The sequence below is a fragment of the Bacillus sp. NPDC077411 genome (genome assembly GCF_044543425.1).
In the GTDB taxonomy this organism is placed as follows: domain Bacteria; phylum Bacillota; class Bacilli; order Bacillales; family Bacillaceae_G; genus Bacillus_A; species Bacillus_A bruguierae.
Genome location: NZ_JBITWA010000007.1, coordinates 22,988 through 46,205, shown reverse-complemented (window position 1 = coordinate 46,205; position 23,218 = coordinate 22,988). Strand labels below are relative to the sequence as shown.

Sequence of the window (23,218 nt, the reverse complement as noted above, 5' to 3'; positions counted from 1 at the left end):
TTATTGTTATGAAATCTCGCAGACCGATTGTATATATCAAACGCACGATTATTCTCAGTCTGTTGTTTGCCCTTGTATATTGGGGGTATACGAAAGTTACTTCTAATAATAAAGAAAAGGCAACGCTACAAGCAATAAAAGAAGTAAAAAAAGAAGTGAAAAAAGAAGTAAAGCAAGAAGTAAAACAAGAAGTTGTAGAGAAACCAAAAGAAGAATTGATAGCTGAGCAACCTCCGCAAGAAATAAATAATAATGCCGAATTAGATGAGTATGTAAAGAGTAAAAACTTTAGTGGTACAGCGGTTGTTGTAAAAAACGGAAAGGTTCTTTTGAACAAAGGGTATGGACTTGCCAATCAAGAAAAAAATGTCGCTAATAATTCAGAGACATCCTATTATATTGGTTCAATTACAAAAGCTTTCGTCGCAACTTCTATTATGCAATTGAAAGAACAAAATAAATTAAACATAGAAGATACTGTCGCAAAATACATTCCTGACTTTCCAAGGGGAGGAGAAATTAAATTAGTACATCTTCTTACGCATACATCAGGGATTCCGGAGTACAGTGAGGGATCAGAGAAAATCACCCATGAGGAACTAATCAAAAGAATAGGAAAGCAAAAATTGGCATTCCCGCCCGGATCAAAATGGAAATACTCCGATTCTAATTATTCTGTGCTTGCGTATATCGCCGAGAAAGTGAGTGGACAATCCCTTGAAGATTATATTCAAAAGAATATCTTTGAAGTAGTCGGTATGAAACATTCAGGGTTCGGTGATAAGTTTCAACAAGGAAAATATCCATCTACTGGTTATAAAATTGTAGATAATAAAATGACAACACCAGCTTTACCAAGTATGTCGCAATTATTTGGCTGTGGTGATATATATACGACTGCATATGATTTATATTTATTTGATCAAGCTTTATTTACAGGAAAGCTTATTTCGAATGAAAGTTATCATCAAATGTTTACAGCATTTAAAAAGGATTATGGTTTCGGCTGGTATGTGGACCCTGGTAGTTATTCAAATCATGGCGTTATGCCAGGGTGGAATTGTTTAAATAGTTTTAGTAAAGATGGAAATACGTATGTTGTGTTATTATCTAACATTCAAAATAATATTAAATCGTTTGGTACCGTAAGTAATGATATTTATACGAAGGTACGGCATGTAGAAGGTTAGAAAGCTATCTTACGAGATAGCTTTTTTGTAGTTTTATATGGGGATTTTTGTGAAACCTAAAAACCTTTTCTTTTTAGGTGGGCGAGAGCATCTGGCCATGGATAGAAGCGGTCAGTGCCTGTTCCTGCCACGTGCGAGGTTTAAAACAAAAGGAGAAAGCGAGGGCAGGTTATGTTGTATTTTTCATAACCGTGATTTGTATGTCGAAAAATTAAAATGGATATATCCCCCCTTTTTTAGGTGGGCGAGAGCATCTGGCCATGGATAGAAGCGGTCAGTGCCTGTTCTTGCCACGTGCGAGGTTTGAAACAAAAGGAGAAAGCGAGAGTAGGTCATGTTGTATTTTGCCTAGCCGCTACTTATATGGTGAAACATTAAAATGGATGTATACATTTGGAAAAAGTGTTTGGGAATGAGATAATAATAAAAATATGTAAAAAATAAGGAGGTAAAAATGGGGATCCATGAGCACCATGCCCGGAATGGAAAAAGGTTATTTCTTTTTTCTATTTTTATATTTTTAATTGCTATTATAGCGTTTATCCTTGATTATGTTCGAACGCCGCATTTCCAATGGAACAAAGATACGATGACCTTTATTAGTATGATTATAATGGCCTTTCTTTTTATGATTTATAGTTTTGTAGAAAGAGAGAGGGCGAAGAAAATTGGTACAACAATTTGTATCGAAGGAGCAGCGTCGCTCTTGCATCAACATCGATTCGTTGTACGAAGAGAAGTATCTTTAGTGATTACAGTTACATACTTTTCAATGGATGGAAATGCAATGGGGATATTAAGAGAAGAATATGAAACAAAACTACAAAAATTATGGAAGATTTTCATATCGTTTATTTTGAAATCATTAAATGAAAAGCGCTTTGTTTTGTATAACGAACTGGGAGAAGAGATGCTGATTGTAAAGCAAAGAGCAGGCATCCCACTTTCTTATACGTTTTATGACTTAGCAGGGAATAAGATTTGTGAGTTGAAACAAACATTAAGCTTAAAAAAGTTGAAGTGGCTCTTACTGACTGAGCATGATGAAGAAATTGGCGAAATTAATGGGGATTTGTATGCGAATATCCAAAAGGGACAATGGAAAGATGGGAGTTATATTGAAGTAAAGGAAGATGCAATTCCAGTAGAAGCGATTGAATATTTTTCGGCTAGTGGTGGATCGCTTGTTGATTTATCAATTGTGGAAACCACAAAGTACGAGAAGGCTTTATATTATGCGGTAGCTGCAATACTGACATTGAAAAATAGTTAGATATCTTTTAAATTATGGTAAAGTAAAGAAGGGCAGATGACATAGTGTATCTGCCTTTTTTACTCTGCTAGCGGGCATTGAAATACTTATTTATATATAAATTCATTTTAATTTTTCGTCATAGAAATCACGGTTATGAAAAATACAACATGACCCGCTCTTGCTTTCTCTCTTTGTTTTAAAATCTTGCAAAAGACCCTGACCGCTTCTATGCGCGGCCAGATGCTCTCGTCCCCCCCTAAAAAGAAGAGTGGTTTATCAGCTTTTTAACTTATACAAGTTTTTCTTTATTTAACAACCTCAATTTTCAGCAGATTTGTTGTTCCACGTTCGTTGACAGGGACACCTGCTGTTACAATGACGATATCTTGCGCAGTGATAAGCTGTTGTTCTTTAGCGTTACATAATGCTTGTTCAATTACTTCATCTGTCGTTTGTTTTGGTGCAGTGAAAAATGGATATACGCCCCATACGAGTGCGAGTTGCTGCATAACACATTGTTCAGATGTTGTTGCGATAATCGGAGTGCGCGGACGGTATTTTGAAATCATTTGTGCTGTATAACCGCTTTTCGTTGGTGTTAAAATTGCCTTTGCTTGTAAAGAATAAGCCGCTTGGACAGCAGCAGCACCGATTGTTTCTGTTATTTGTTTGTAGTCATTGTGAAGTGATTGCTTTTGGTTTTGGAATAAAGAAGATTCTTCTACTTGCAGAGCAATTTTATCCATCATTTGTACTGCTTCTATTGGATATTCACCGGCAGCTGTCTCTCCTGAAAGCATAATTGCATCTGTTCCATCAAAGATGGCGTTTGCTACATCTGATGCTTCCGCTCTTGTCGGTCTTGGATTTCTTTGCATAGAATCAAGCATTTGTGTTGCTGTAATGACTGGTTTTCCTAACGTATTACAAGTGTGAATTAATTGTTTTTGAATGATCGGTACATATTCTGCAGGGATTTCAATCCCCATATCACCACGTGCAACCATAATTCCATCCGTAACTTCTACAATTTCTTTTATATTATCAATTCCCTCTTGGTTTTCAATTTTTGCGATAATACGAATATGCGAGGCGTTATGCTCTGCTAATATATTGCGTACTTCTAAAATGTCAGTCGCTTTACGTACAAAAGAGACTGCGATGTAATCAATCTGTTGCCCTATGCCAAAAATAATGTCTTGTTTATCTTTTTCAGTAATACCAGGGAGTCGGATTTTGACATTTGGTACGTTTACACCTTTATGATCTTTAAGTATTCCACCGTGTATAACTTTCGTTTGTAATTCACCATTATCTTTGTTTGTTACTTCTAGCTCTAATAATCCATCATCGAGTAATAGATGAGACCCTACTTCTACATCATCATATAGACCTGCATATGTGACGGAAAATTGTTTAGGTGTTCCGAGAACTTTTTTCATTGAAACAGTGACAGTTGCACCTTCAAGTAATTCTGCTTGTCCTCCCTCAAATTCATCTGTACGAATTTTTGGTCCTTTAATATCTTGTAAGAGCGCAATGGTCTTTTTAGAGGCTACTGCGGCTTTTCGGATTGTATTTATACGTGCTTGATGTTCTTCGTGCGTTCCATGAGAAAAATTTAACCGAGCCACATTCATTCCGGATTCTAGTAAAGAAAGCAATGTCTCGTATTGTTCACTTGCAGGTCCAATTGTACAAACAATTTTTGTTTTTCGCATATAAAATTCCTCCTTTTTAAGTCACCTATTAGTGGATAGTAAGTTCAATACAAGTTTGAAGTTTCACCTTATTATGTTGGCAATTGTATATGCACTTCATGTATAGGTATGTGATTTGTTTTATAAAAAATGTGCAATTTGTTTAGTACCAAAATTAGCATTTCTGTATACCTTGATAAGTGTAGATAAGTTGTCCATACAACAAACTGGATATAGGAGGAAAGGGTAGTGTCTCTATTCAAAAGTTGGCAAAAACTTGCACGGGTTATTCGGGAGCAATTAGATTGCTTTTTTTATGAAAAGTTAATGCCTGCTCTAGAAGAAATATTATTTTCATCACAGTTTGCAAATTATATAGAATTTTATACAAAAAAAGGTGTCAAAGAATATATTGAGTCTGAGGAATTTCAAAACATCATTTGCCTTATTTTAAAAGAATGTAATGTTTCTCCATTTAAAGAAATTGCACAGCAATTGCTAGGAAAAGAAGTTGAAATTACTGTAACAGTTGGCATTTTAACAGGTGTAATTTCACAAGTAGGAGATGATTTTTTAACATTACAAGAATCAGCAGGAAGCATTATTTTATTACCATTTACAAGTATTCTTTCAATTCGTGAATTATAGGGATAGGAGGGAAGAAAATGAAGTTTATTGATGCATTACGGTCTCATGTGGGACAACTTGCTCAAGTTGTACTTGTTGGAGAAGCTGTGACGGGAATTATTTTATCTGTAACAGATGGAGTAGTTATTATACGAACAGCTCCGTCTTATGGTCCACCAGAAGATGTTATTGTAAGAATTCCAATTGTTTCATATGTTCGATTGTATAGTTAGGAGGAAGAAAATGCGTGTGTCTGTTGTGATTCCAGCACATAATGAGGCTCAAACGATAGGAGGTGTGCTAGAAGAAGTAAAAAAGGTACAACCTTATGAAATAATTGTTGTCGATAATGGATCTACCGATCGAACGAAAGAAATCGCAGAGGGCTTCGGATGTAAAGTCATTTATAGTAAGAACTCGTTAGGTAATGATGTTGGCCGGGCAATTGGAGCAAGGGAAGCGAAAGGAGAAATTATTTTATTTTTAGATGGAGATATTATTATTTCGCATCAAGAGTTACTACCATTTATTCAATGTATTAAACAAGGAAAAGATATTGCAGTTAATAATTTAACATGGTCTGTTTATTTGAAGATTCGTCCACATTATACAACAGTGAGTAAACTTATGTTAAATCGTTTTTTAAATCGAAAAGAGCTTGTTGTGGGTTCACTCATTGCCATCCCACATGCGATAAAAAGAACTGTGATTGAGAAAATAGGCTGGTGGAATTTAGCAGATCCAGCATTATTTCAAGCAATGGCCGTTATAAAAGGGATGACCATTGGGGACTTAGGATCTGTAGATGTCATTCATTCTAATAAGGTTCGCCCCGTTCATACAGGGACATCCCCTGGATCACCTTATCCAAAAGCGACAAGCCGTATTATGGGAGACCATTTGCGTGCATTGCATCATATGATTGAAATATATGGCACGCGGGGTGGATTTACAGATGGTGAACGAAATCGGGATGTTGTAAGTGATTACACTTGTTTTATTCCGAAAGAAAAAAAGGCAAAATATAGTGCAGTTATTCCGGCTGGTGCAGAACGAGAAACAATTACAGCTGTTATTAAAGAAGTAAAGCGAGCAGGAATTGATGAAATTATTGTGGTTGCTAATGGTGCAGATAAAGAGACGATTCAAAAGGCTAAAGCAGAACAGGTTATTGTAGTAGAGTTTCGGGAAGCGCTTGGTCATAATGTTGCAAGAGCAATCGGAGCGATGCGTGCAACGGCAGATGTTCTCTTATTTATTGATAGCGATTTTGTTATTCAAGCTGAAGAGCTATTGCCGTTTATACAAGCTATCGATAATGGTGTTGATATAGCATTAAATGACATGCAATGTTTGTTAGAGGAGTTTCATCCAGTGGATCCAATTAGCGCTGGAAAATATTTTGTAAACCTAGCAGTAAAGCGTCCGGACTTATGGAACAACTCTTTAACAGCTGTTCCACATGCGATTCATAGAAAAGTAATAGATACAATTGGCTATAAAGCATTAATCATTCCGCCGTTAGCTCAAGTAAAAGCGATATTAGCAGGTTTTTCTATCCAAGCTATTCATTATGTTGATGTTGTAAAACCGAATCGAATTCGTCCAGAACAACATCATGTTGTGAACGGACGAATACCCGCCTTTGATCGTATTTTCGGGGATCAATTAGAAGCTATAGCTTATTTATTAAAACATACAGATAAACGAGGAAGTTTTACAGATGGTGAACGTGACAGGGTGATTATAGACCAACTTAGAAAGGAAGAGGAGCATGGAAATTAATCATCGCAAAGTGGCGGTTATCGGTTTAGGATATGTCGGTTTGCCGCTGGCGATTCATTTTGCGCAGAAAGGATATAAGGTAGTAGGATTAGACAAAGATCAAGAGAAAATAAAAAGCATTCAAAACGGTTTTAGTTACATCCCTGATGTTACATCTAAAGTGTTGCAGCAATTAGTTAAACAGGGCGGCTTTAGAGCAACAACCCCAGAAAAAGGGGTGAAAGCATTTGAAGAAAGTACTCACATCATTGTAACGGTGCCAACACCGATAGATCAAAATGGTGAACCAGATTTAAGTGCCATCATCTCCGCCTCGCATTATATTCAAAAACATCTTCAAATGGGCCAAACCTTCATTTTTGAAAGTTCAACATATCCAGGTACGTTAGAAGAAGTAGTTATTCCGATTCTATCAAAAGGCGGTAAAAAGGCTGGGATAGATTATTATATCGGATATTCCCCTGAACGTATTGATCCTGCAAATACGACACATACAGTACAATCTATTCCAAAAGTTGTAAGTGGTCAAACAGAGTTGTGTAAGAAAAAAGTTATGGAATTATATGGAGATATATTTGATTATATAGTGCCAGTTAGCACGCCGAAAGTTGCTGAAATGTGCAAGCTCTTTGAAAATATACAACGGCTCGTTAATATTTCATTGGTAAATGAAATGGATTTATTATGTAAGGCGTTACAAATAGATTTTCGTGAGGCTTTAGAAGCAGCAGCGACGAAACCATTTGGATTCACACCGTATTGGCCAGGGCCAGGAATTGGTGGGCATTGTATTCCCGTTGATCCGTTATATTTCCAATGGAAAGTGAAACAATATGGTCTGGTTAGTCATTTTATTGATGTTGCACACCGTATTAATGAGGAAATGCCGAAACATATTGTGAAACAAGTAAAAGAACAAATAACAGAAAAGGCAAACGTGTTGTTAATAGGTCTCGCCTATAAGAAAAATGTAAATGACTTACGCGAATCAGCTGCTCTTATAGTTGCCGACTTGTTACAAAAGGAAGGATATAACCTGTCGTATCATGATCCATATATTCCGGTTGCAAACATTTCTGGTAAAAGTTATGAATCTATTTTATTAACGAAGGAAGCGATTGATCAAGCGGATATTGTAGTTGTTTTAACAGATCATTCTATTATTGATTGGAAGTTAATTAAACAAGCAAAGAAAGTATTAGATACACGTGGCGTATTAAAGCAGGTGAATATATGAAAAAGCGATGTTTAATTACAGGAGGAGCTGGCTTTATTGGCTCTCATTTAGCCGAAGAGCTTTTGCATCGTGGCTATGATGTAACGATTGTAGATAATTTTTATAAAGGAGAACGTAAATATCATTTAGAGTTAATGAAGAAAATTTCAACTGTAAAAGCAAGTGTGTTAGATAAAGAGAAAATTGAAAAACTGGTTCAAAGTCATGATGTCATATTTCATTTAGCGGCTATTTTAGGTGTAAGAAGCACGATGGAAAAAAGCGTTGAGCTCATTGAAACAAACTTTGACGGGACGAGAAATATTTTGCAAGCTGCTTTAAAAGGGAAGAAAAAAGTTGTATTTGCGTCCACATCTGAAGTGTATGGAAAAGCAAAACCACCTTTTTTAGAGGAGGGTGATCGTCTATATGGTGGAACTGCAAAAATTAGATGGAGCTATGCGATTTGTAAAACGTTAGAAGAAACGCTTTGTTTAAGTTACGCTCGCCAAGGATTGGCAGTAACAATTGTCCGGTATTTTAATATATATGGACCACGCGCTAAAGATGGTCCGTATGCAGGGGTTATTCCGAGGTTTATTAGTGCAGCTTTGCAAGATAAAGCAGTTCCTGTATATGGGGACGGTGCACAAACGCGCTGTTTTACGTATGTAACAGATGCAGTAGAAGCAACAATTAGAGCAATGGATGAGAAAGTAAATGGTGAAATTATTAATATTGGTTCTGAACATGAAATTTCTATTCAAGAAGTTGCTGAAATTATTCGAAAGACAATTCAAAGTTCTTCGGAGATTATTTATCTTCCATTTGAGGAAGTATATCCTGATGGATTTGAAGAAATTCCACATCGACGTCCGAGTGTAATGAAGTTAACTACTTTACTGCAATTTCAACCAAAGGTGTCATTTGAAGAAGGATTACAGAAAACCATCACTTGGTTTCGTGAAGAATTATATGGTTAAGTCGTTATCTATTATTATTCCTGTATATAATGAAGCCGATTCTATTCGAGAGGTAATCCTTTCTGCAAAGGAGCTGAATCCGCTTGAAGTTATTGTTGTTGCGAATGGATGTACAGATGATTCGGAACGAATTGCAAAAAAGCTGGGTTGTACAGTATTAAGTAGTAACGAAGTGTTTGGAAATGACGTCGGTCGTGCAGTCGGCGCCAAGTGTGCCAAGGGTGAAGTCTTGCTATTTTTAGACGGTGATTTTCCTATTCCTTCATCTAGCCTCAGTTTTTTTCTCAATCCCATTTTACATGGACAAGCAGACGTGATTCTAAATAATTTTGACGCTTTATTTAAGAAAAAACAACGTCCGTATTCAATTACCGTCTGGCGACAAATTTTGAACGATATAGTGAACCGAGCCGATTTACAAATTGATTCAATTTTATCAGTACCGCATGCGATAACGAAAGAAGCGATAGAAAGTATTGGTTATGATGCATTATGTAATCCGATTGTTGCGCATGTTCGTTTAATAACACAAAAATGGCGAATACAGAGGCACTGTGCAATTGATGTCATTACTCCAAACAAGTTTCGTCCAGCTGAGCATGAAGCATATGGGGATCAACTTGCACATGCAGAGCAACGAATGATAGGGGATCATATAGAAGCATTGGGCGAATGGTTGGCTAATTATGATAGCCGAGGAGTATATACAGATGGAAATAGGAGAAGAGATATTGTATTAGCTTTGCAAAAGCTCGGTGATCAAGCATTGCCGCCGTATTATAAAGGTTGGGGTGTTCAATCTAATTTATATAATGGTAAACAACTTTCTATTATCATTCCTGTTCAAAATGAAGAAATGACAATTGCAATGGTTATTCAAGAAGCACGTAAAATTGAACCGCTTGAAATTATCGTTCTTGTTAATGGATCAAATGATCAAACAGCAACGATTGCAAAGCAGTGCGGAGCTACAACTGTTGTATATGAAGAAAGACTTGGAAATGATGTAGGGCGTTCTATAGGTGCTCAAATGGCTAAGGGGGATATTTTACTATTTATTGATGGTGATTTTGTGATACCTGCAAAAGATTTGTATCCTTTTGCCAAAGCGGTTGCAGACGGGCAAGATGTGGTATTGAATGATTTAAATTACTATTTGGATTTACGAGCGCCATTACACCTTGTTACGGCGCTAAAATATGCTTTAAACTTAGCTTGCAATCGAAAAGATTTAGGGATAGGTTCGCTAGTAGCTGTACCAAATGCGTTTAGTAGGAGTTGTTTAGAGTGTATTGGGTTTGATGCTTTATTATCTCCATGTGTAGCACAGGTAAAGGCGATATTAGCAGGCTTTTTAATTTCTTGTGTGCATCGCGTGGATGTGGATCAGCTGAATCGCATTCGTCCGAGCGAACATTTTGCAGTGAAAGGACATGCTCCTGCTGTACTTCGAATTATAGGGGACCATATAGAAGGTATGTCATGTGTGATAGAGGAACTTGGTGTTCGAGGTGGTTTTCATGATGGAGGGCGTAAGAGGGAATTGGAATGAAAAAAGGTGTGCCGAAACAGGTACACCTTTATTTATTCTGTTTCAAAAAACTATAACAGAATAAAAGAGAAGAGTATTACAGTTTACAATAGGCACGATTCTTATACTACAGAGAAGGATTCCTTTATTTGAATGCCAAAAAAATAAAATTGCTAAAAGAGGGCTAATTTACCAAAGTTTCAAATGATGTTTTCACTATGTAAATAGGAGTTTGCTCAATTATTCACAAACATGTCACAACTTTAACGTTCACTTTTTTTAAAAAGTAGTATCCTAAATACGTAAGCTGTTATATAAAAATTCTTAGTCCTGTACTAATCATAAAATGGAGGAGATTAGGATGACTGAAGTATTAGAAAATGTAAAAAACGCATGGGAAAACTTTAAAGGTGAAAAGTGGAGAGCAGAGATTGATGTTCGCGACTTCATTTTAAATAACATAAACGTTTATGAAGGTGATGATACCTTCTTAGCCGCTGCAACAGAAGCGACGAAACAACTTTGGGATCAAGTAATGGATTTAACAACACAAGAACGTGACAATGGCGGCGTCCTTGACATGGATACAGAAATTGTTTCTACTATTACATCACATGGTCCAGGATATTTAAATAAAGATATTGAAAAAGTAGTTGGTTTCCAAACTGACAAACCATTCAAACGTTCATTACAACCATTCGGTGGTGTTCGTATGGCAGAGCTATCTTGTGAAGCTTACGGATACGAAATGGACAAAGAACTAAGCCGTATTTTCAGAGACTATCGTAAAACGCATAACCAAGGTGTATTCGATGCTTATACTCCAGAAATGAGAGCAGCTCGTAAATCAGGCGTTATTACAGGTCTTCCAGATGCATATGGCCGTGGTCGTATTATTGGTGACTATCGCCGCGTTGCATTATACGGTATTGATCGTTTAATTGAAATGAAAAAAGCAGATTTAAACTTAACGAGCAGTGTAATGAGCGAAGAGACAATTCGTTTACGCGAAGAGTTATCTGAGCAAATGCGTGCCCTTCAAGAATTAAAACAAATGGCAGCTTCTCATGGTTTTGATATTTCTAAACCAGCAACAAATGCACAAGAAGCATTCCAATGGTTATATTTCGGTTATCTTGCAGCAATTAAAGAGCAAAATGGTGCAGCAATGAGTCTTGGCCGTACATCTACTTTCTTAGATATCTATGTTGAAAGAGATTTAGCAAACGGTACATTAACAGAAGAAACAGCACAAGAAATTGTTGACCACTTTATTATGAAATTACGTCTTGTGAAATTCGCAAGAACACCTGATTATAATGATTTATTCTCTGGTGACCCAACTTGGGTAACAGAATCTATCGGTGGTATTTCACTTGATGGTCGTCCATTAGTAACGAAAAACTCATTCCGTTTCTTGCATACATTAGATAACTTAGGACCAGCTCCAGAACCAAACTTAACAGTTCTTTGGTCTAAACAATTACCAGAGAACTTTAAAAACTACTGTGCGAAAATGTCTATCAAAACATCTGCAATTCAATATGAAAATGATGACATTATGCGCCCAGAATATGGTGATGACTACGGTATTGCTTGCTGTGTATCTGCAATGAGAATTGGTAAACAAATGCAATTCTTCGGAGCACGTGCAAACTTAGCGAAAGCATTATTATATGCGATCAACGGTGGTAAAGACGAAAAATCAAAAGCACAAGTTGCACCTGAATATGCACCAATTACTTCTGAAGTATTAGATTATGAAGAAGTTATGCGTAAATTCGATGTGACAATGGAATGGTTAGCAGGTCTTTACTTAAATACATTAAATGTAATTCATTACATGCATGATAAATATAGCTATGAGCGTATCGAAATGGCACTTCATGATACAGAGATTATTCGTACAATGGCAACAGGTATCGCAGGATTATCTGTAGTAGCTGACTCTTTAAGTGCAATTAAATATGCGAAAGTAAAACCAATTCGTGATGAAAACGGTATTGCTGTTGATTTTGAAATCGAAGGAGATTTTCCTAAATACGGTAACAACGATGACCGTGTAGATGAAATGGCAGTAAACCTTGTAAAAACATTTATGAACAAGCTTCGTAAGCATAAAACATATCGTAACTCTGTTCATACAATGTCAATCTTAACAATCACATCTAACGTTGTATACGGTAAGAAAACTGGTAACACACCAGATGGCCGTCGTGCTGGTGAACCATTTGCACCAGGTGCAAACCCAATGCATGGCCGTGATACAAAAGGTGCACTAGCATCATTATTATCTGTTGCGAAATTACCATATGAAGAGGCAAGAGATGGTATTTCTAACACATTCTCTATTATTCCAAAAGCGCTTGGAAAAGAAGAAGATGTACAAATTCGCAACTTAGTATCTATGTTAGATGGGTATGCTGTAAAAGAAGGACATCACTTAAATATTAACGTATTTAACCGTGAAACATTAATGGATGCAATGGAACATCCTGAAAAATATCCACAATTAACAATTCGTGTATCTGGTTACGCTGTTAACTTCATTAAGTTAACTCGTGAACAACAAATTGACGTTATTAACCGTACAATGCACGAAAGCATGTAAGTAAAAAAGTTTCCCTCTGTTTTTCGTAGGGCAGAGGGGAGCTGTTTTAATAGAGGAGGAAGTAACATGGTAAAAGGAAGAATTCATTCTGTTGAGTCTTGTGGTACTGTTGACGGCCCAGGGATTCGTTATATCATCTTTACGCAAGGGTGTTTACTACGTTGTCAATATTGTCATAATGCGGATACGTGGGAAATTGGTAAAGGGAAAGAAATAACAGTCGAAGAAGTGATGCAGGATGTTACATGTTACATTCCTTTTATGGAAGCTTCCGGCGGTGGTATTACTGTAAGTGGCGGTGAGCCGCTATTACAGTTAGACTTTTTGATTGAACTGTTTAAGAAATGTAAAGAGATCGGCATTCATACGACAATTGATTCTTCAGGTGGGTGCTATTCTGAAGATGAAGAATTCCAAAGAAAACTAGATATTTTGATGGAATATACAGATTTGGTATTACTTGACTTAAAACATATTGATTCAAAAAAACATCGCAAATTAACAGGAAAACCGAACGAACATATTTTACAATTTGCTCGTTATTTATCAGATAAAAAGAAACCAATTTGGGTGCGTCATGTACTTGTACCTGGAGTTACTGATAGTACAGAAGACCTAGAGAAATTGGCAGCCTTTATCCAAAGTCTTGATAATGTACAAAAGATAGAAGTATTGCCGTATCATAAGTTAGGGGTCTATAAATGGGAGGCACTAGGTCACAAGTATCCTCTTCAAGGAGTAGAGCCTCCAACGGAAGAATGTGTTCAAAAAGCAAAAAGCATTTTAGGAGCAGTCTAATCCAATTTTGGATTAGGCTTTTTGCTTTCTTTCGATAAATAGTAGAGTAAAAATAAGGAAAAGAGTATACTTAAATTATATAATGACTATTTTTGTAAAGAAATGATATGGATAAATTTACGAAAATGTAAAGGGAAAACGAAACAATAGAAAGAATTAAGAAATAGTATAGTGCGTATCATGGAGTATAGATAAATGTCAAGTTATTGCGAAAGCAGTTATAGGAAAGTATAATGTTAAGATATGAGCAGATGGGATTAAGGGGTCAATAACATATGCTTTGTATATCCACGACAGGTACATATCCAGCGGGAAATCGTTGGAATTCAAACATGCAAAATTATAAGGAAATTGTTTTTTATATTGTGACAGGTACAATATAAAAGACCGAAAAAGCTAGGAGTGGATTTGTTTGATTAAAAACCCCAAGGTTTTAATATTAACAGCACATTACGGTAACGGTCATGTACAAGTGGCAAAAACATTAGAACAAACATTTCGTCAAAGAGGACTTAAGGATGTAATTGTATGCGATCTTTTTAGTGAATCACATCCTGTCATAACAGATATTACAAAATATTTATATTTAAAAAGCTATACAATTGGGAAAGAGCTATACCGCTTATTTTATTACGGCGTTGAAAAAATTTACGATAAAAAAATTGCATCATGGTATGCTAATTTTGGGCGAAAACGTTTAAAAGCGATATTACATGCTGAAAAACCCGATATTGTTATTAATACATTTCCAATCATTGCGGTGCCAGAGCTAAAAAAACAAACAGGTATTTCTATTCCTGTTTATAATGTACTTACTGATTTTTGCTTGCATAAAATATGGATTCACCGAGAAGTGGATCGGTATTTTGTCGCAACAGATTATGTGAAGGACATTATGGTAGAAGTAGGAGTACCTGCTGAGCAAATTGTAGAAACAGGAATTCCGATTCGTAAAAACTTTGAAGCATCTGTTAATGTAGAAGCTTTGTATGATAAGTATGATTTGTCACGAGACAAAAAGACCTTACTTATTGTAGCAGGGGCACATGGAGTGCTAGGAAGTGTAAAAGAGTTATGTCAGTCCTTTCTATCAGTTCCTAATCTACAGATAGCCGTAGTTTGTGGGAAAAATAAAGCATTGCAAGAAGATTTGCTACAACTACAGGAAAGCAACCCAGATGCACTAAAAGTATTCGGTTATGTGGAGAATATTGATGAGCTGTTCCGTATTACCTCTTGTATGATTACAAAACCAGGAGGGATTACATTAAGTGAAGCAGCAGCTTTGCAAGTACCTGTCGTTTTATATAAACCAGTACCAGGACAAGAAAATGAAAATGCGAAGTATTTTGAAAAACAAGGTGCAGCAGTTGTTATTCGTGAAGATCATGAAATCTTTCAGAAAACGAAAGAATTATTACAAGATGATATGAAGTTATTGCAAATGAAAGAAGCGATGAAACGCATTTATCGTCCGGAACCAGCGTTTCATATTGTGGATTCTATTTTAGAGGAAAATCACGTACGGGTACATTCACCAGTACGTTCATCAGCCCTTGTGCAATCTTTTACTTAATATAAGAGCCTCTTTTCTATCTGAGTAGAAGGAGGTTTTTTTCGTTATTTCGGGAACGTTTGTATAGTTGTATCTCACTATTTGTGAGAGTTGATACTTGCATCAAGATTTTGAGAAAAGAAAGAAGGCGAATGTGAATATCACTTTATCCACATAAGAATCCGCTTTCAATATACAGTAAACTTAAAATATTAACAAAATTATCCACAATATCCACAAAAATTAGTAAATATATCCACAAATCAAACAAGCTAACTGTGGTTAAATTCCTCTTTTATAGAAAAGATATTCGAATTTATACACATGTTCAGTAATTTTGTGGATAAAGTTTTCCACAAAAAAAGCTACCTCTTCTGAACGAGAGGTAGCGATATGCTAAAAAATTCCTTTTGGTTTATACCCAGCAGCACGATCTGCTCTTTTGAATTCACGTTGATAGAGAACTTCTTGTGTGCTAGATAATTTACTTTTTGATTTTTCACGTCTTTTCTTATCCATTACAGTTCACCTCGTGTCATAAAGTTATTACCTATCGTTACCAATGACAGAGGGAGATATACATAGATTACGCTTCTTTTAAATGGTGAGCGTCTTGGAATGTTGCTTCGCGCATTGTGTGTAGTGTGTATTGATCTTTTGGAATTTCATATAAGTTATATACTTCACCGTTTGCGTTAATTTGATCGTATACACATTTACGTGTTTCATTTGCTAGATTGACGTATGGTAGTTTTTCGGCAGCTTTAATAGAACGAGTATTTAATTTGCGAATTCGCATGAAAATAGTCTCAATATCTAGTTCATAGAAAAGTTCACTAAAGAAAGCGTCTTTTGCTGGCTTATTATAACCTTTTCCGTGATATGGTTTGCCGAGCCAAGTGCCAAGAAAACCTGCTTTTTCTTCGATGTCAAATAAGGTTATTGTTCCGATTGGATTTCCCCATTCATCAATAATTGTGCGTGAAATTAATTCTCCGCGCTCTTCAGCCTCAATCGTTTGTTTTGTTAAAAACAAAAATTCGTCATAAGAAGATGCCTTTTGACGCACAAAGGGGAAGACATCAGGGTGAATCATCAAATCATATAGAACGTGGCTGTCATGTAGGTCACGTTTTTTTAGCATACTATCTCCTCCTAAAAAGAGGGTAGCATGACGACAAAAAACACCCCACCCTCGAAATTTTTATATAAAACTTAAAAAAATTTCGGGGTGGGAATCGAACCCACTAGAACCAGTCTACAATGCTGGTGGCGCACCATTTGCCTTCCCCATTCATCAATTTGAAATTACTAGTCACGACACAAATTGATCATGGTTTCATTCAGTTTATAATCGTATAATACTTCATCTAATGAAAAAAATAAACTAGTTTTTATGATTTTTTTGTATGGATAATTTTTCCGTCTATCATTGTTAATACAGGCTTGGCTAAATAGTGAAAAGGATGATGAGTCCACAGGACAAGGTCAGCGTCTTTTCTAGGTTCTATGCTACCGATTTTCTTTTCTAAACGTAAGTTGCGGGCAGGTATAATCGTAATTCCTTCTAGAGCCTTATGTTCATCTAATCCTTCTCGCACAGCGATAGCGGCGCAAACATTTAAATATTGAATGGGGGTATAGGGGTGATCTGTCGTAATAGAGACTTCAATCCCATGAGTAGATAGAGTATGATATGTTTGCCAAGATTTGTTTTTAATTTCAATTTTTGAACGGCGTGTTAATGTTGGACCGACAGATACTTTTAAAGCGTGGCCTGCTAATTTATCAGCAATGAGATGGCCTTCTGTACAGTGTTCAATACGTAAATCAAGATTAAATTCCTTAGCAAAGCGAAGAGCAGATAAAATATCATCGGCACGGTGGGCGTGGGCGCGTATAGGAATTTCGCGGCGGAGCGCTTGCAAGATAGGGATCATTCGAAAGTCGGTATCATTCCCATAATGCTTTGCTTCATAAAAGGATTCTCGCAGCATTCCCATAATTCCCATACGGGTAATAGACTCTTTGTTTCCGTTGCTATGCATGCGTTTTGGATTTTCTCCAAACGCAATTTTTAAACCGGCAGGTTCTTGAATGACCATATGATCAATACTATTTCCTGCTGTTTTTATGACGCATGTTGTTCCGCCGATTACATTTTGACTTCCAGGCATAACATGTACGGTTGTAATACCGTTTTGCAGGGCATCTTGAAAAGCAATATCAAAGGGGTGAATGCCGTCTAAAGAACGAATATGAGGAGTTAGGACTTCTGCTGTTTCATTTGCATCATTTCCAGCCCATCCTGTTCCTTCATCATATAAACCAAGGTGTGTATGCACATCGATAAAGCCTGGAAGAAGATGAAGGCCGCGTGCATTAATAACAGTCATATCTTCGCTAACTTCAATAAATCGTTCTAATGCAACAATTTTGTTATTTTCTACTAATACATCACCTTGCAATTTAGGGGATGTAATAGGATAAACAGTCGCTTGCTTAAATAATGTTTTCATAATAACCTCTTTAGTTTTTATGCAAGTTTTTTCTAGGGTAAATTCGGAAATTATTAGTGCAATACAATATTTTGAAGAGCATGTTCTAAAGTAGCATAAGAATGTGTATATCCGTGTTGTATTGCCTTTTGAGGTAATGCTCTTTGTCCTTGTAAAATAAGGATGCTCATTTCGCCGAGCAGGGTTTTAAGTGCAATCGCAGGTACTGACAACCAATGTGGTCGATGCAGCACAGTCGCGATTGTTCTTCCAAATTCCTGCATTGTTACAGGGTGAGGAGCTGTAATATTGAATGCACCGCTTATTTCCTTTGTGTGAATCACAAAATCAATCATTCGAACAACATCTTCAAGGTGAACCCAAGAAAGTAATTGATTTCCCGAACCGATTGTTCCTCCAATAAAGAGTTGATATGGAAGTAACATTTTCGGTAGTGCTCCTCCATCTTTGCCAAGAACAATACCGAAGCGCGTATAAATAGTACGAATACCAAGGTCGGCTGCTTTACTCGCTTCTTCTTCCCATAATTGTACTGTAGTGGCTAAAAAATCATTCCCTTGTTTGGAATGATCTTCTGTAAATGTAACTGTCTCTGATGTACCATAATAGCCAATTGCACTTGCATTGATAAACGTGTTTGGGTATTGGCGTAATGTTTGTAATTGTTTAATTAAGCCCCTTGTCGTGTTTAAACGACTATTTATAATTGTTTCTTTCTGTTTCTTAGTCCAGCGACCATTATTAATAGGTTCTCCGGCAAGGTTAATAACGATATCAACGGAAGGAAGCGGGAATTCTGCAGCATTAGCATTCCATTTTATATACTGAATATTTGCAGGGGAATGATTTTCTCTTAATTGACGTGTCAGGATGTATACGGTATGTCCTTTGCTTGCTAAATATAAAGTGAGTGCTTTTCCAATAAAACCTGTTCCTCCAGAAATAGCAATTTCCAAGAGAAATCCCTCCTCATTATATATATTCAAGAAATTCAAATTTGTTTCATGTATGTTAAAATGATATTGAGGTGAAATTTATGGCTGTCATTACAAAAATAGAAGTACAAAAACGAACGAAAGAAAGATTTAATATTTACATTGATAAAGGTCATGGAGAAGAATATGGTTTCAGTGTTGATCAAGTGACCTTAATAAAGCATGGGCTTCAAAAAGGTTTGGAATTTGATGATATTGAATTAACAAATATTTTATATGATGAAGAAGTACAAAAAGCATATTTATATGCAATTACTTATTTATCGCATCAAATGAGAACGAAGCAAGAAGTAGAAGAGCAATTACGGAAAAAAGAAATTGGACAGGCCATCATCTCTGAAGTTATTTCAAAACTATTACGTGACCGTTATATTAATGATAAAGAGTATGCAATTGCATATGTGCGTACGCATAGCAATGTGAGCCAAAAAGGACCAATTGTAATTAGACGTGAACTGTTAAGTAAAGGGATTTCGGATGTAATGATTACCCATAGTTTACAGGAGTATCCCGAGGAGAAGCAAATTGAAAATGCTCTTGTACTTATAGAAAAAAAGAAAAAGTCTTACCAAAAACATTCTTTTCTACAAATGAAACAAAAATTAGAAGAGATGTTAGTACGCAAAGGGTATGGGCGTGATATCATTCAAATTTGTTTAGAAGAACTAAAAGATGAAAAGGATGATAAAAAACAAGAAGAAGCTCTTATATATCATGGTAATAAATATCATGAAAAATATAAGAAATATGATGGTTGGACGTATGAAAATAAGATGAAGCAAGCGTTATATCGAAAGGGATTTTCGATTGATGAAATAGAAGTGTTTATTCAAATGAAACGTGAAGAGAGATGAGGGAGAAAAACATGAGAAATATGCCAAAGCGCTATAGTGAGATGACACCACATGAATTAAGAGAAGAAATTGGCATTTTAAAAGAGCGAGCAGTAAAAGCAGAACAACTTGGCATTGTAAATGAATTTGATGTTTTAATGAGAAAAATTGCGATGGCACGTGCTTATATGACAGATATAAATGAATTTCAGGTTGGCGAAACATATGAACTTGTAGAAGAACCAGGGACATCGTTTACGATTACGTATTTTAATGGGGTATTTGCTTGGGGGCACAAACAAAATGAAACAGAGGAAATTGGAATTCCTATTTCGTTATTGCAAAAGAAGTGAAAACTAGAGAGCCTTGGCTGCTCTAGTTTTCACTTTTTGTAATTGTTAAAGGAGATAGGCAGTTAAAATTGACGTTTTCTCATCTCATTTGCCAAAATAATGAGAGATTGCGTTTGCTGCGTTTGTCCATTTACTTGCGCTTTTGCATGTTTTGGACGAGCCCACGTTGGAGCGAATAATTCAGAATGACGGTCTAAATGGTTACGATAGCTCATTTTATCACCTCGTATAAGAAGTTATCGATAAACATTTATGCTTCTTCTTGATTAGCGGCACGCATTCGCTCTTGTGGATGCGTGTTAATAGTGCCGTTAGGTCGTTTCGAAGCAAAACGAGCTTTTGCTTGTGTAGGACCGTTGATTTTGCTGTTGTTTTTGGATTCAGACCAAATTTCAGATTGTTTGCCCAAGAGGAACTCCCCCTCGCTACAAATTGATACAAAAAGTATCACTTATAGATTGTGCAATGTGAGAGAAAATATTCTAGAGAAATACAAATAAAAAAACGATATAAAAACTATACAAAAAACCCCTTTCTTTTAGGTGGGCGAGAACAACTGGCCACGCGTAGAAGCGGTCATGTTGTGTTTTGCATAGCCGTGACTTATATGTTGAAAAAAATGAATGAATTGACTAAAGGAGATATAACATGAACGATATTTTTGAAAAATTAACGAAAGAACTTCTTGAAAAAAATACTTCTCTTTCTTACTCTCAAGCACGTACTTGGATTGAATTGTTATGGGAGGACTTTGGTGCGACATATGCAAAAGTAGGAACGTATCAAGGAATTGAAATGACAGAAAAAGTTGTGCGAGCGTGGATTAACAACCAAGGGGCGCGTTTACATGAAATACAAACGAATAATCCAAAGTACAGTCATTTAATTAATCAAGAAAATCATGTAAAACATTAAAAAAACGACCAATTTTGGTCGTTTTTTTAATGGGGAATTAATTCTAACTTTTTGCGTAGTTTTTCTTCGCTGAAAATCCATCCTGTGTATGAACTCATAATTTCAAAATCTTTATTCAGCTGAACAATGGCAACAAACGGATAATAATCTTTGCTGCGGTAGCGCAGATCAATAAAGCGAACTTCATAATAATCGTTGTATTCAAAAATATCCCAGCGATAGACAGGAGAAAATGATAAGAATGCTGAAATGTTTTCATCTTTTTGAGCGGCACGAATGACATCGTTATCAGGTAATGGAATGCGCTCGAATTTATCATGAACCATAATACTACCGCGATGCCAACGGGCAACAAAATAATGATCTTTTGTAACAATAGCTAAGTGATAATGATAAAAGCGGTATGACGGTGAAATGATGACTTGTTCAACGTCACGGAACCGTTTCTTTACGACATTCTTTACATTTTGGCGCATCATAATTCGGCCAATATAATAAATGGTCATTAAAATATAAGCAGCTGCTCCGGCATAACCTTTATTTGCACCGACAAGCATACAGGCAATTGCTAATGTATGAATGAAAAAAATCACTACATCAAATGTATTAATAACACCTAGTGCTACCCATTTCTTAGTGAAAGGTCGTAGTGCTTGTGTACCATATGCATTGAAAATATCAACAAAAACGTGAAGAAACACAGCAATAAATGTCCATAGAAGAATGTGAAGATAGGGAGGGCTTTGAAATACTGCAAAAGTAATCCCACTAACAAAAAATGACCAAAAAATAACGGCCGGGATAGAATGAGTAATCCCGCGATGATTTCGAATATATTTTGCATTGTTTCTTAATTTTAAAACAGTATCAATATCAGGGATGTTTGAGCCGACAATTGTTGCAAACATCACAGCTTGTGGTCCGAAGTCACTTTGACTGAGCGCTGGATCTAGCGTTGCTAAGCTTCCTAATGTAACGCCCATGACAAGATGAGTGGCTGTGTCCATGAAAACCACCTCCGTTTTTTATTAATGTAACTCTTTTTATTCTATATCACAAGGCATTTGCCTTTTATTTCTTACAACTACTTACTTAAATTTTCTCCTAAATTCTTTATAATAGTACGTATATGCAAAAATGAGGGGGATCAAGTTTGAAGCTTGAGATATTAGATGACTTTAACATAGAAAAATTTCGGCATGATTTAATCAGTTGGTTTGAAACAGAACAGCGTGATTTACCATGGCGTATGAATAAAGATCCGTATCGTGTTTGGGTTTCGGAAATTATGCTTCAGCAAACGCGGGTTGAAGCTGTAAAACCATATTACGCAAACTTCATGGAAAAGTTTCCAACGTTAGAAGCGTTAGCTAATGCTGAGGATGAAGAAGTGTTAAAAGCGTGGGAAGGACTTGGTTATTACTCGAGAGCACGTAATTTACACACTGCCGTAAAAGAAGTAAAAGAACAATATGGTGGAAAGGTTCCTAGTGATGTAAAACAAATTGAAAAGTTAAAAGGTGTAGGACCCTATACAAAAGGGGCAATTTTAAGTATCGCTTACGGGATTCCAGAGCCGGCTGTTGATGGAAATGTGATGCGTGTATTATCACGTATTTTGTCAATTTGGGATGATATTGCAAAACCAAAAACACGTAAAGTATTTGAAGATGTTGTTCGTCAAATCATTTCAAAAGAAAATCCATCTTATTTTAACCAAGGGCTGATGGAACTAGGGGCACTTATTTGTATTCCTAAAAACCCATCTTGTCTTCTCTGTCCTGTTCGGGAACATTGCCGCGCGTTTGCAGAAGGAGTACAAAAGGAGTTGCCAGTAAAAAGTAAAGCAAAGGCGCCGAAAATGGTGCCGCTTGTTGCCGGTGTCCTGCGTACAGAAGATGGTAAATATGTAGTTAATAAAAGAGAGAGTACAGGATTACTTGCTAACATGTGGGAATTTCCTAATGTAGAAATTGGAGAAGGTATCCGTAATCATAAACAACAATTTACAGACTATATGAAAGAGAAGTTTTCTCTTTCCGTTTCTATTGATGAGTATGCCATGAATGTCCAGCATACATTTACTCATAGAACGTGGGATATATTTGTATTTTACGGCACCGTAACAGGAACCATTACTGAAGCAGATCGTTTAAAGATGATAACGATCCAAGAATTTGAACAATTACCAATTTCGAAATCACATCGAACAATTTTTGAAGAATGTGTCAAAAAACTCCAACCATAATGGTTGGAGTTTTTTTCGACATAAATATAACAATTTCTTACAAATATTTCATATTTTCTTAACAAATGACAAATACAATGAAAGCTGTAATGAAAAATGTAAAG

Annotated in this window: 22 protein-coding genes and 1 pseudogene; 15 read left to right on the top strand and 8 right to left on the bottom strand. The window is 36.2% G+C overall.

The window, feature by feature from the left end; translation table 11 throughout:
• The first annotated feature begins 8 nt into the window (after positions 1–8).
• Both ACIGHG_RS11355 and ACIGHG_RS11350 read left to right on the top strand, forming a co-directional pair.
• Entirely contained in the window at positions 9–1,190 is a 1,182-nt protein-coding gene (locus ACIGHG_RS11355; RefSeq protein WP_396548491.1) for a serine hydrolase domain-containing protein, read from the top strand.
• 454 nt (positions 1,191–1,644) lie between these two features.
• Positions 1,645–2,463, top strand: a complete 819-nt coding sequence (locus ACIGHG_RS11350; protein WP_396548489.1) for a sugar ABC transporter ATP-binding protein — start codon at positions 1,645–1,647, stop codon at positions 2,461–2,463.
• Positions 2,464–2,756: 293 nt separating this feature from the next.
• On the opposite strand, the pseudogene pyk reads toward ACIGHG_RS11350, so the two are convergent.
• Positions 2,757–4,166 (bottom strand): annotated as a pseudogene (gene pyk / locus ACIGHG_RS11345) (pyruvate kinase); the annotation flags it as partial.
• Between the two features lie 228 nt (positions 4,167–4,394).
• Here pyk and ACIGHG_RS11340 point away from each other — a divergent pair.
• From ACIGHG_RS11340 to ACIGHG_RS11300, 9 genes are all read left to right on the top strand, one after another.
• Positions 4,395–4,793, top strand: a complete 399-nt coding sequence (locus ACIGHG_RS11340; protein WP_336472838.1) for a DUF2642 domain-containing protein — start codon at positions 4,395–4,397, stop codon at positions 4,791–4,793.
• A gap of 17 nt (positions 4,794–4,810) precedes the next feature.
• The gene (locus tag ACIGHG_RS11335; protein WP_090916937.1) at positions 4,811–5,005 is read left to right on the top strand and encodes a hypothetical protein; all 195 of its coding nucleotides are present in this window, start codon (positions 4,811–4,813) and stop codon (positions 5,003–5,005) included.
• Positions 5,006–5,015: 10 nt separating this feature from the next.
• On the top strand, positions 5,016–6,557 hold the full coding sequence (locus tag ACIGHG_RS11330) for a glycosyltransferase family 2 protein (RefSeq protein WP_396548486.1): 1,542 nt from the start codon (positions 5,016–5,018) through the stop codon (positions 6,555–6,557).
• Positions 6,547–7,794 (top strand): nucleotide sugar dehydrogenase, encoded by a 1,248-nt coding sequence (locus ACIGHG_RS11325; protein WP_336472836.1) that lies wholly within the window; start codon positions 6,547–6,549, stop codon positions 7,792–7,794. Before ACIGHG_RS11330 ends, ACIGHG_RS11325 begins: the two co-directional genes overlap by 11 nt.
• Positions 7,791–8,756 (top strand): NAD-dependent epimerase/dehydratase family protein, encoded by a 966-nt coding sequence (locus tag ACIGHG_RS11320; RefSeq protein WP_336472835.1) that lies wholly within the window; start codon positions 7,791–7,793, stop codon positions 8,754–8,756. The genes ACIGHG_RS11325 and ACIGHG_RS11320 overlap by 4 nt, the downstream gene beginning before the upstream one ends.
• A complete protein-coding gene (locus tag ACIGHG_RS11315; protein WP_336472834.1) occupies positions 8,749–10,308 on the top strand; it encodes a glycosyltransferase family 2 protein in 1,560 nt (519 codons plus the stop codon). Before ACIGHG_RS11320 ends, ACIGHG_RS11315 begins: the two co-directional genes overlap by 8 nt.
• Before the next feature lie 340 nt (positions 10,309–10,648).
• Positions 10,649–12,898 (top strand): formate C-acetyltransferase, encoded by a 2,250-nt coding sequence (gene pflB, locus ACIGHG_RS11310; protein ID WP_336472833.1) that lies wholly within the window; start codon positions 10,649–10,651, stop codon positions 12,896–12,898.
• A 66-nt stretch (positions 12,899–12,964) separates the two neighbouring features.
• Positions 12,965–13,696: a pyruvate formate-lyase-activating protein gene (gene pflA / locus ACIGHG_RS11305; RefSeq protein WP_336472832.1), complete on the top strand. Its 732-nt coding sequence runs from the start codon at positions 12,965–12,967 to the stop codon at positions 13,694–13,696.
• Between the two features lie 412 nt (positions 13,697–14,108).
• The gene (locus tag ACIGHG_RS11300) at positions 14,109–15,272 is read left to right on the top strand and encodes a diglucosyl diacylglycerol synthase (RefSeq protein WP_090916951.1); all 1,164 of its coding nucleotides are present in this window, start codon (positions 14,109–14,111) and stop codon (positions 15,270–15,272) included.
• 375 nt (positions 15,273–15,647) lie between these two features.
• Here the strand turns inward: ACIGHG_RS11300 and ACIGHG_RS11295 are convergent, their stop codons facing one another.
• The 4 genes from ACIGHG_RS11295 to ACIGHG_RS11280 form a co-directional block, all read right to left on the bottom strand.
• Positions 15,648–15,770 carry a YfhE family protein gene (locus tag ACIGHG_RS11295; RefSeq protein ID WP_090916953.1) on the bottom strand — a complete coding sequence of 41 codons (123 nt, stop codon included), beginning with the start codon at positions 15,768–15,770 and terminating at the stop codon, positions 15,648–15,650.
• Positions 15,771–15,837: 67 nt separating this feature from the next.
• Complete coding sequence (locus tag ACIGHG_RS11290) at positions 15,838–16,395, bottom strand: GNAT family N-acetyltransferase (protein ID WP_336472831.1); 558 nt, start codon at positions 16,393–16,395, stop codon at positions 15,838–15,840.
• Positions 16,396–16,645: 250 nt separating this feature from the next.
• Positions 16,646–17,770, bottom strand: a complete 1,125-nt coding sequence (locus ACIGHG_RS11285; RefSeq protein ID WP_090916956.1) for an amidohydrolase — start codon at positions 17,768–17,770, stop codon at positions 16,646–16,648.
• Positions 17,771–17,823: 53 nt separating this feature from the next.
• Positions 17,824–18,726 (bottom strand): TIGR01777 family oxidoreductase, encoded by a 903-nt coding sequence (locus ACIGHG_RS11280; RefSeq protein ID WP_396548482.1) that lies wholly within the window; start codon positions 18,724–18,726, stop codon positions 17,824–17,826.
• An 80-nt stretch (positions 18,727–18,806) separates the two neighbouring features.
• Here ACIGHG_RS11280 and recX point away from each other — a divergent pair, with 80 nt between their 5' ends.
• Positions 18,807–19,619, top strand: a complete 813-nt coding sequence (gene recX / locus ACIGHG_RS11275; protein ID WP_336472829.1) for a recombination regulator RecX — start codon at positions 18,807–18,809, stop codon at positions 19,617–19,619.
• An 11-nt stretch (positions 19,620–19,630) separates the two neighbouring features.
• Complete coding sequence (locus ACIGHG_RS11270; protein WP_336472828.1) at positions 19,631–19,951, top strand: YfhH family protein; 321 nt, start codon at positions 19,631–19,633, stop codon at positions 19,949–19,951.
• A gap of 62 nt (positions 19,952–20,013) precedes the next feature.
• Here ACIGHG_RS11270 and ACIGHG_RS11265 read toward each other — a convergent pair whose 3' ends face one another.
• Both ACIGHG_RS11265 and sspK read right to left on the bottom strand, forming a co-directional pair.
• Positions 20,014–20,166, bottom strand: coding sequence for a YpzG family protein (locus ACIGHG_RS11265; RefSeq protein WP_090916962.1), 153 nt, complete (start codon positions 20,164–20,166; stop codon positions 20,014–20,016).
• Between the two features lie 35 nt (positions 20,167–20,201).
• A complete protein-coding gene (gene sspK / locus ACIGHG_RS11260) occupies positions 20,202–20,360 on the bottom strand; it encodes a small, acid-soluble spore protein K (protein ID WP_090916964.1) in 159 nt (52 codons plus the stop codon).
• A gap of 239 nt (positions 20,361–20,599) precedes the next feature.
• Between sspK and ACIGHG_RS11255 the strand changes: the two genes are divergently transcribed.
• Positions 20,600–20,866, top strand: a complete 267-nt coding sequence (locus ACIGHG_RS11255) for a YfhJ family protein (RefSeq protein ID WP_090916965.1) — start codon at positions 20,600–20,602, stop codon at positions 20,864–20,866.
• 26 nt (positions 20,867–20,892) lie between these two features.
• On the opposite strand, the gene ACIGHG_RS11250 is transcribed toward ACIGHG_RS11255, so the two are convergent.
• Positions 20,893–21,873, bottom strand: coding sequence for a metal-dependent hydrolase (locus ACIGHG_RS11250; RefSeq protein WP_090916967.1), 981 nt, complete (start codon positions 21,871–21,873; stop codon positions 20,893–20,895).
• A gap of 146 nt (positions 21,874–22,019) precedes the next feature.
• Here ACIGHG_RS11250 and mutY point away from each other — a divergent pair, with 146 nt between their 5' ends.
• Positions 22,020–23,114: an A/G-specific adenine glycosylase gene (gene mutY, locus ACIGHG_RS11245; protein WP_396548479.1), complete on the top strand. Its 1,095-nt coding sequence runs from the start codon at positions 22,020–22,022 to the stop codon at positions 23,112–23,114.
• Positions 23,115–23,218 lie beyond the last annotated feature (104 nt).

What these genes read in the sequence shown, in the direction of transcription:
- recX (WP_336472829.1), top strand. Translation starts at nt 18,807, where the DNA reads ATGGCTGTCATTACAAAAATAGAAGTACAAAAACGAACGAAAGAAAGA.
- ACIGHG_RS11250 (WP_090916967.1), bottom strand. Translation starts at nt 21,873, where the DNA reads ATGGACACAGCCACTCATCTTGTCATGGGCGTTACATTAGGAAGCTTA.
- pflB (WP_336472833.1), top strand. Translation starts at nt 10,649, where the DNA reads ATGACTGAAGTATTAGAAAATGTAAAAAACGCATGGGAAAACTTTAAA.
- ACIGHG_RS11320 (WP_336472835.1), top strand. Translation starts at nt 7,791, where the DNA reads ATGAAAAAGCGATGTTTAATTACAGGAGGAGCTGGCTTTATTGGCTCT.
- ACIGHG_RS11355 (WP_396548491.1), top strand. Translation starts at nt 9, where the DNA reads ATGAAATCTCGCAGACCGATTGTATATATCAAACGCACGATTATTCTC.
- ACIGHG_RS11325 (WP_336472836.1), top strand. Translation starts at nt 6,547, where the DNA reads ATGGAAATTAATCATCGCAAAGTGGCGGTTATCGGTTTAGGATATGTC.
- ACIGHG_RS11330 (WP_396548486.1), top strand. Translation starts at nt 5,016, where the DNA reads ATGCGTGTGTCTGTTGTGATTCCAGCACATAATGAGGCTCAAACGATA.
- pflA (WP_336472832.1), top strand. Translation starts at nt 12,965, where the DNA reads ATGGTAAAAGGAAGAATTCATTCTGTTGAGTCTTGTGGTACTGTTGAC.
- ACIGHG_RS11270 (WP_336472828.1), top strand. Translation starts at nt 19,631, where the DNA reads ATGAGAAATATGCCAAAGCGCTATAGTGAGATGACACCACATGAATTA.
- ACIGHG_RS11285 (WP_090916956.1), bottom strand. Translation starts at nt 17,770, where the DNA reads ATGAAAACATTATTTAAGCAAGCGACTGTTTATCCTATTACATCCCCT.
- ACIGHG_RS11265 (WP_090916962.1), bottom strand. Translation starts at nt 20,166, where the DNA reads ATGAGCTATCGTAACCATTTAGACCGTCATTCTGAATTATTCGCTCCA.
- ACIGHG_RS11350 (WP_396548489.1), top strand. Translation starts at nt 1,645, where the DNA reads ATGGGGATCCATGAGCACCATGCCCGGAATGGAAAAAGGTTATTTCTT.
- ACIGHG_RS11315 (WP_336472834.1), top strand. Translation starts at nt 8,749, where the DNA reads ATGGTTAAGTCGTTATCTATTATTATTCCTGTATATAATGAAGCCGAT.
- ACIGHG_RS11290 (WP_336472831.1), bottom strand. Translation starts at nt 16,395, where the DNA reads ATGCTAAAAAAACGTGACCTACATGACAGCCACGTTCTATATGATTTG.
- ACIGHG_RS11335 (WP_090916937.1), top strand. Translation starts at nt 4,811, where the DNA reads ATGAAGTTTATTGATGCATTACGGTCTCATGTGGGACAACTTGCTCAA.
- ACIGHG_RS11255 (WP_090916965.1), top strand. Translation starts at nt 20,600, where the DNA reads ATGAACGATATTTTTGAAAAATTAACGAAAGAACTTCTTGAAAAAAAT.
- ACIGHG_RS11295 (WP_090916953.1), bottom strand. Translation starts at nt 15,770, where the DNA reads ATGGATAAGAAAAGACGTGAAAAATCAAAAAGTAAATTATCTAGCACA.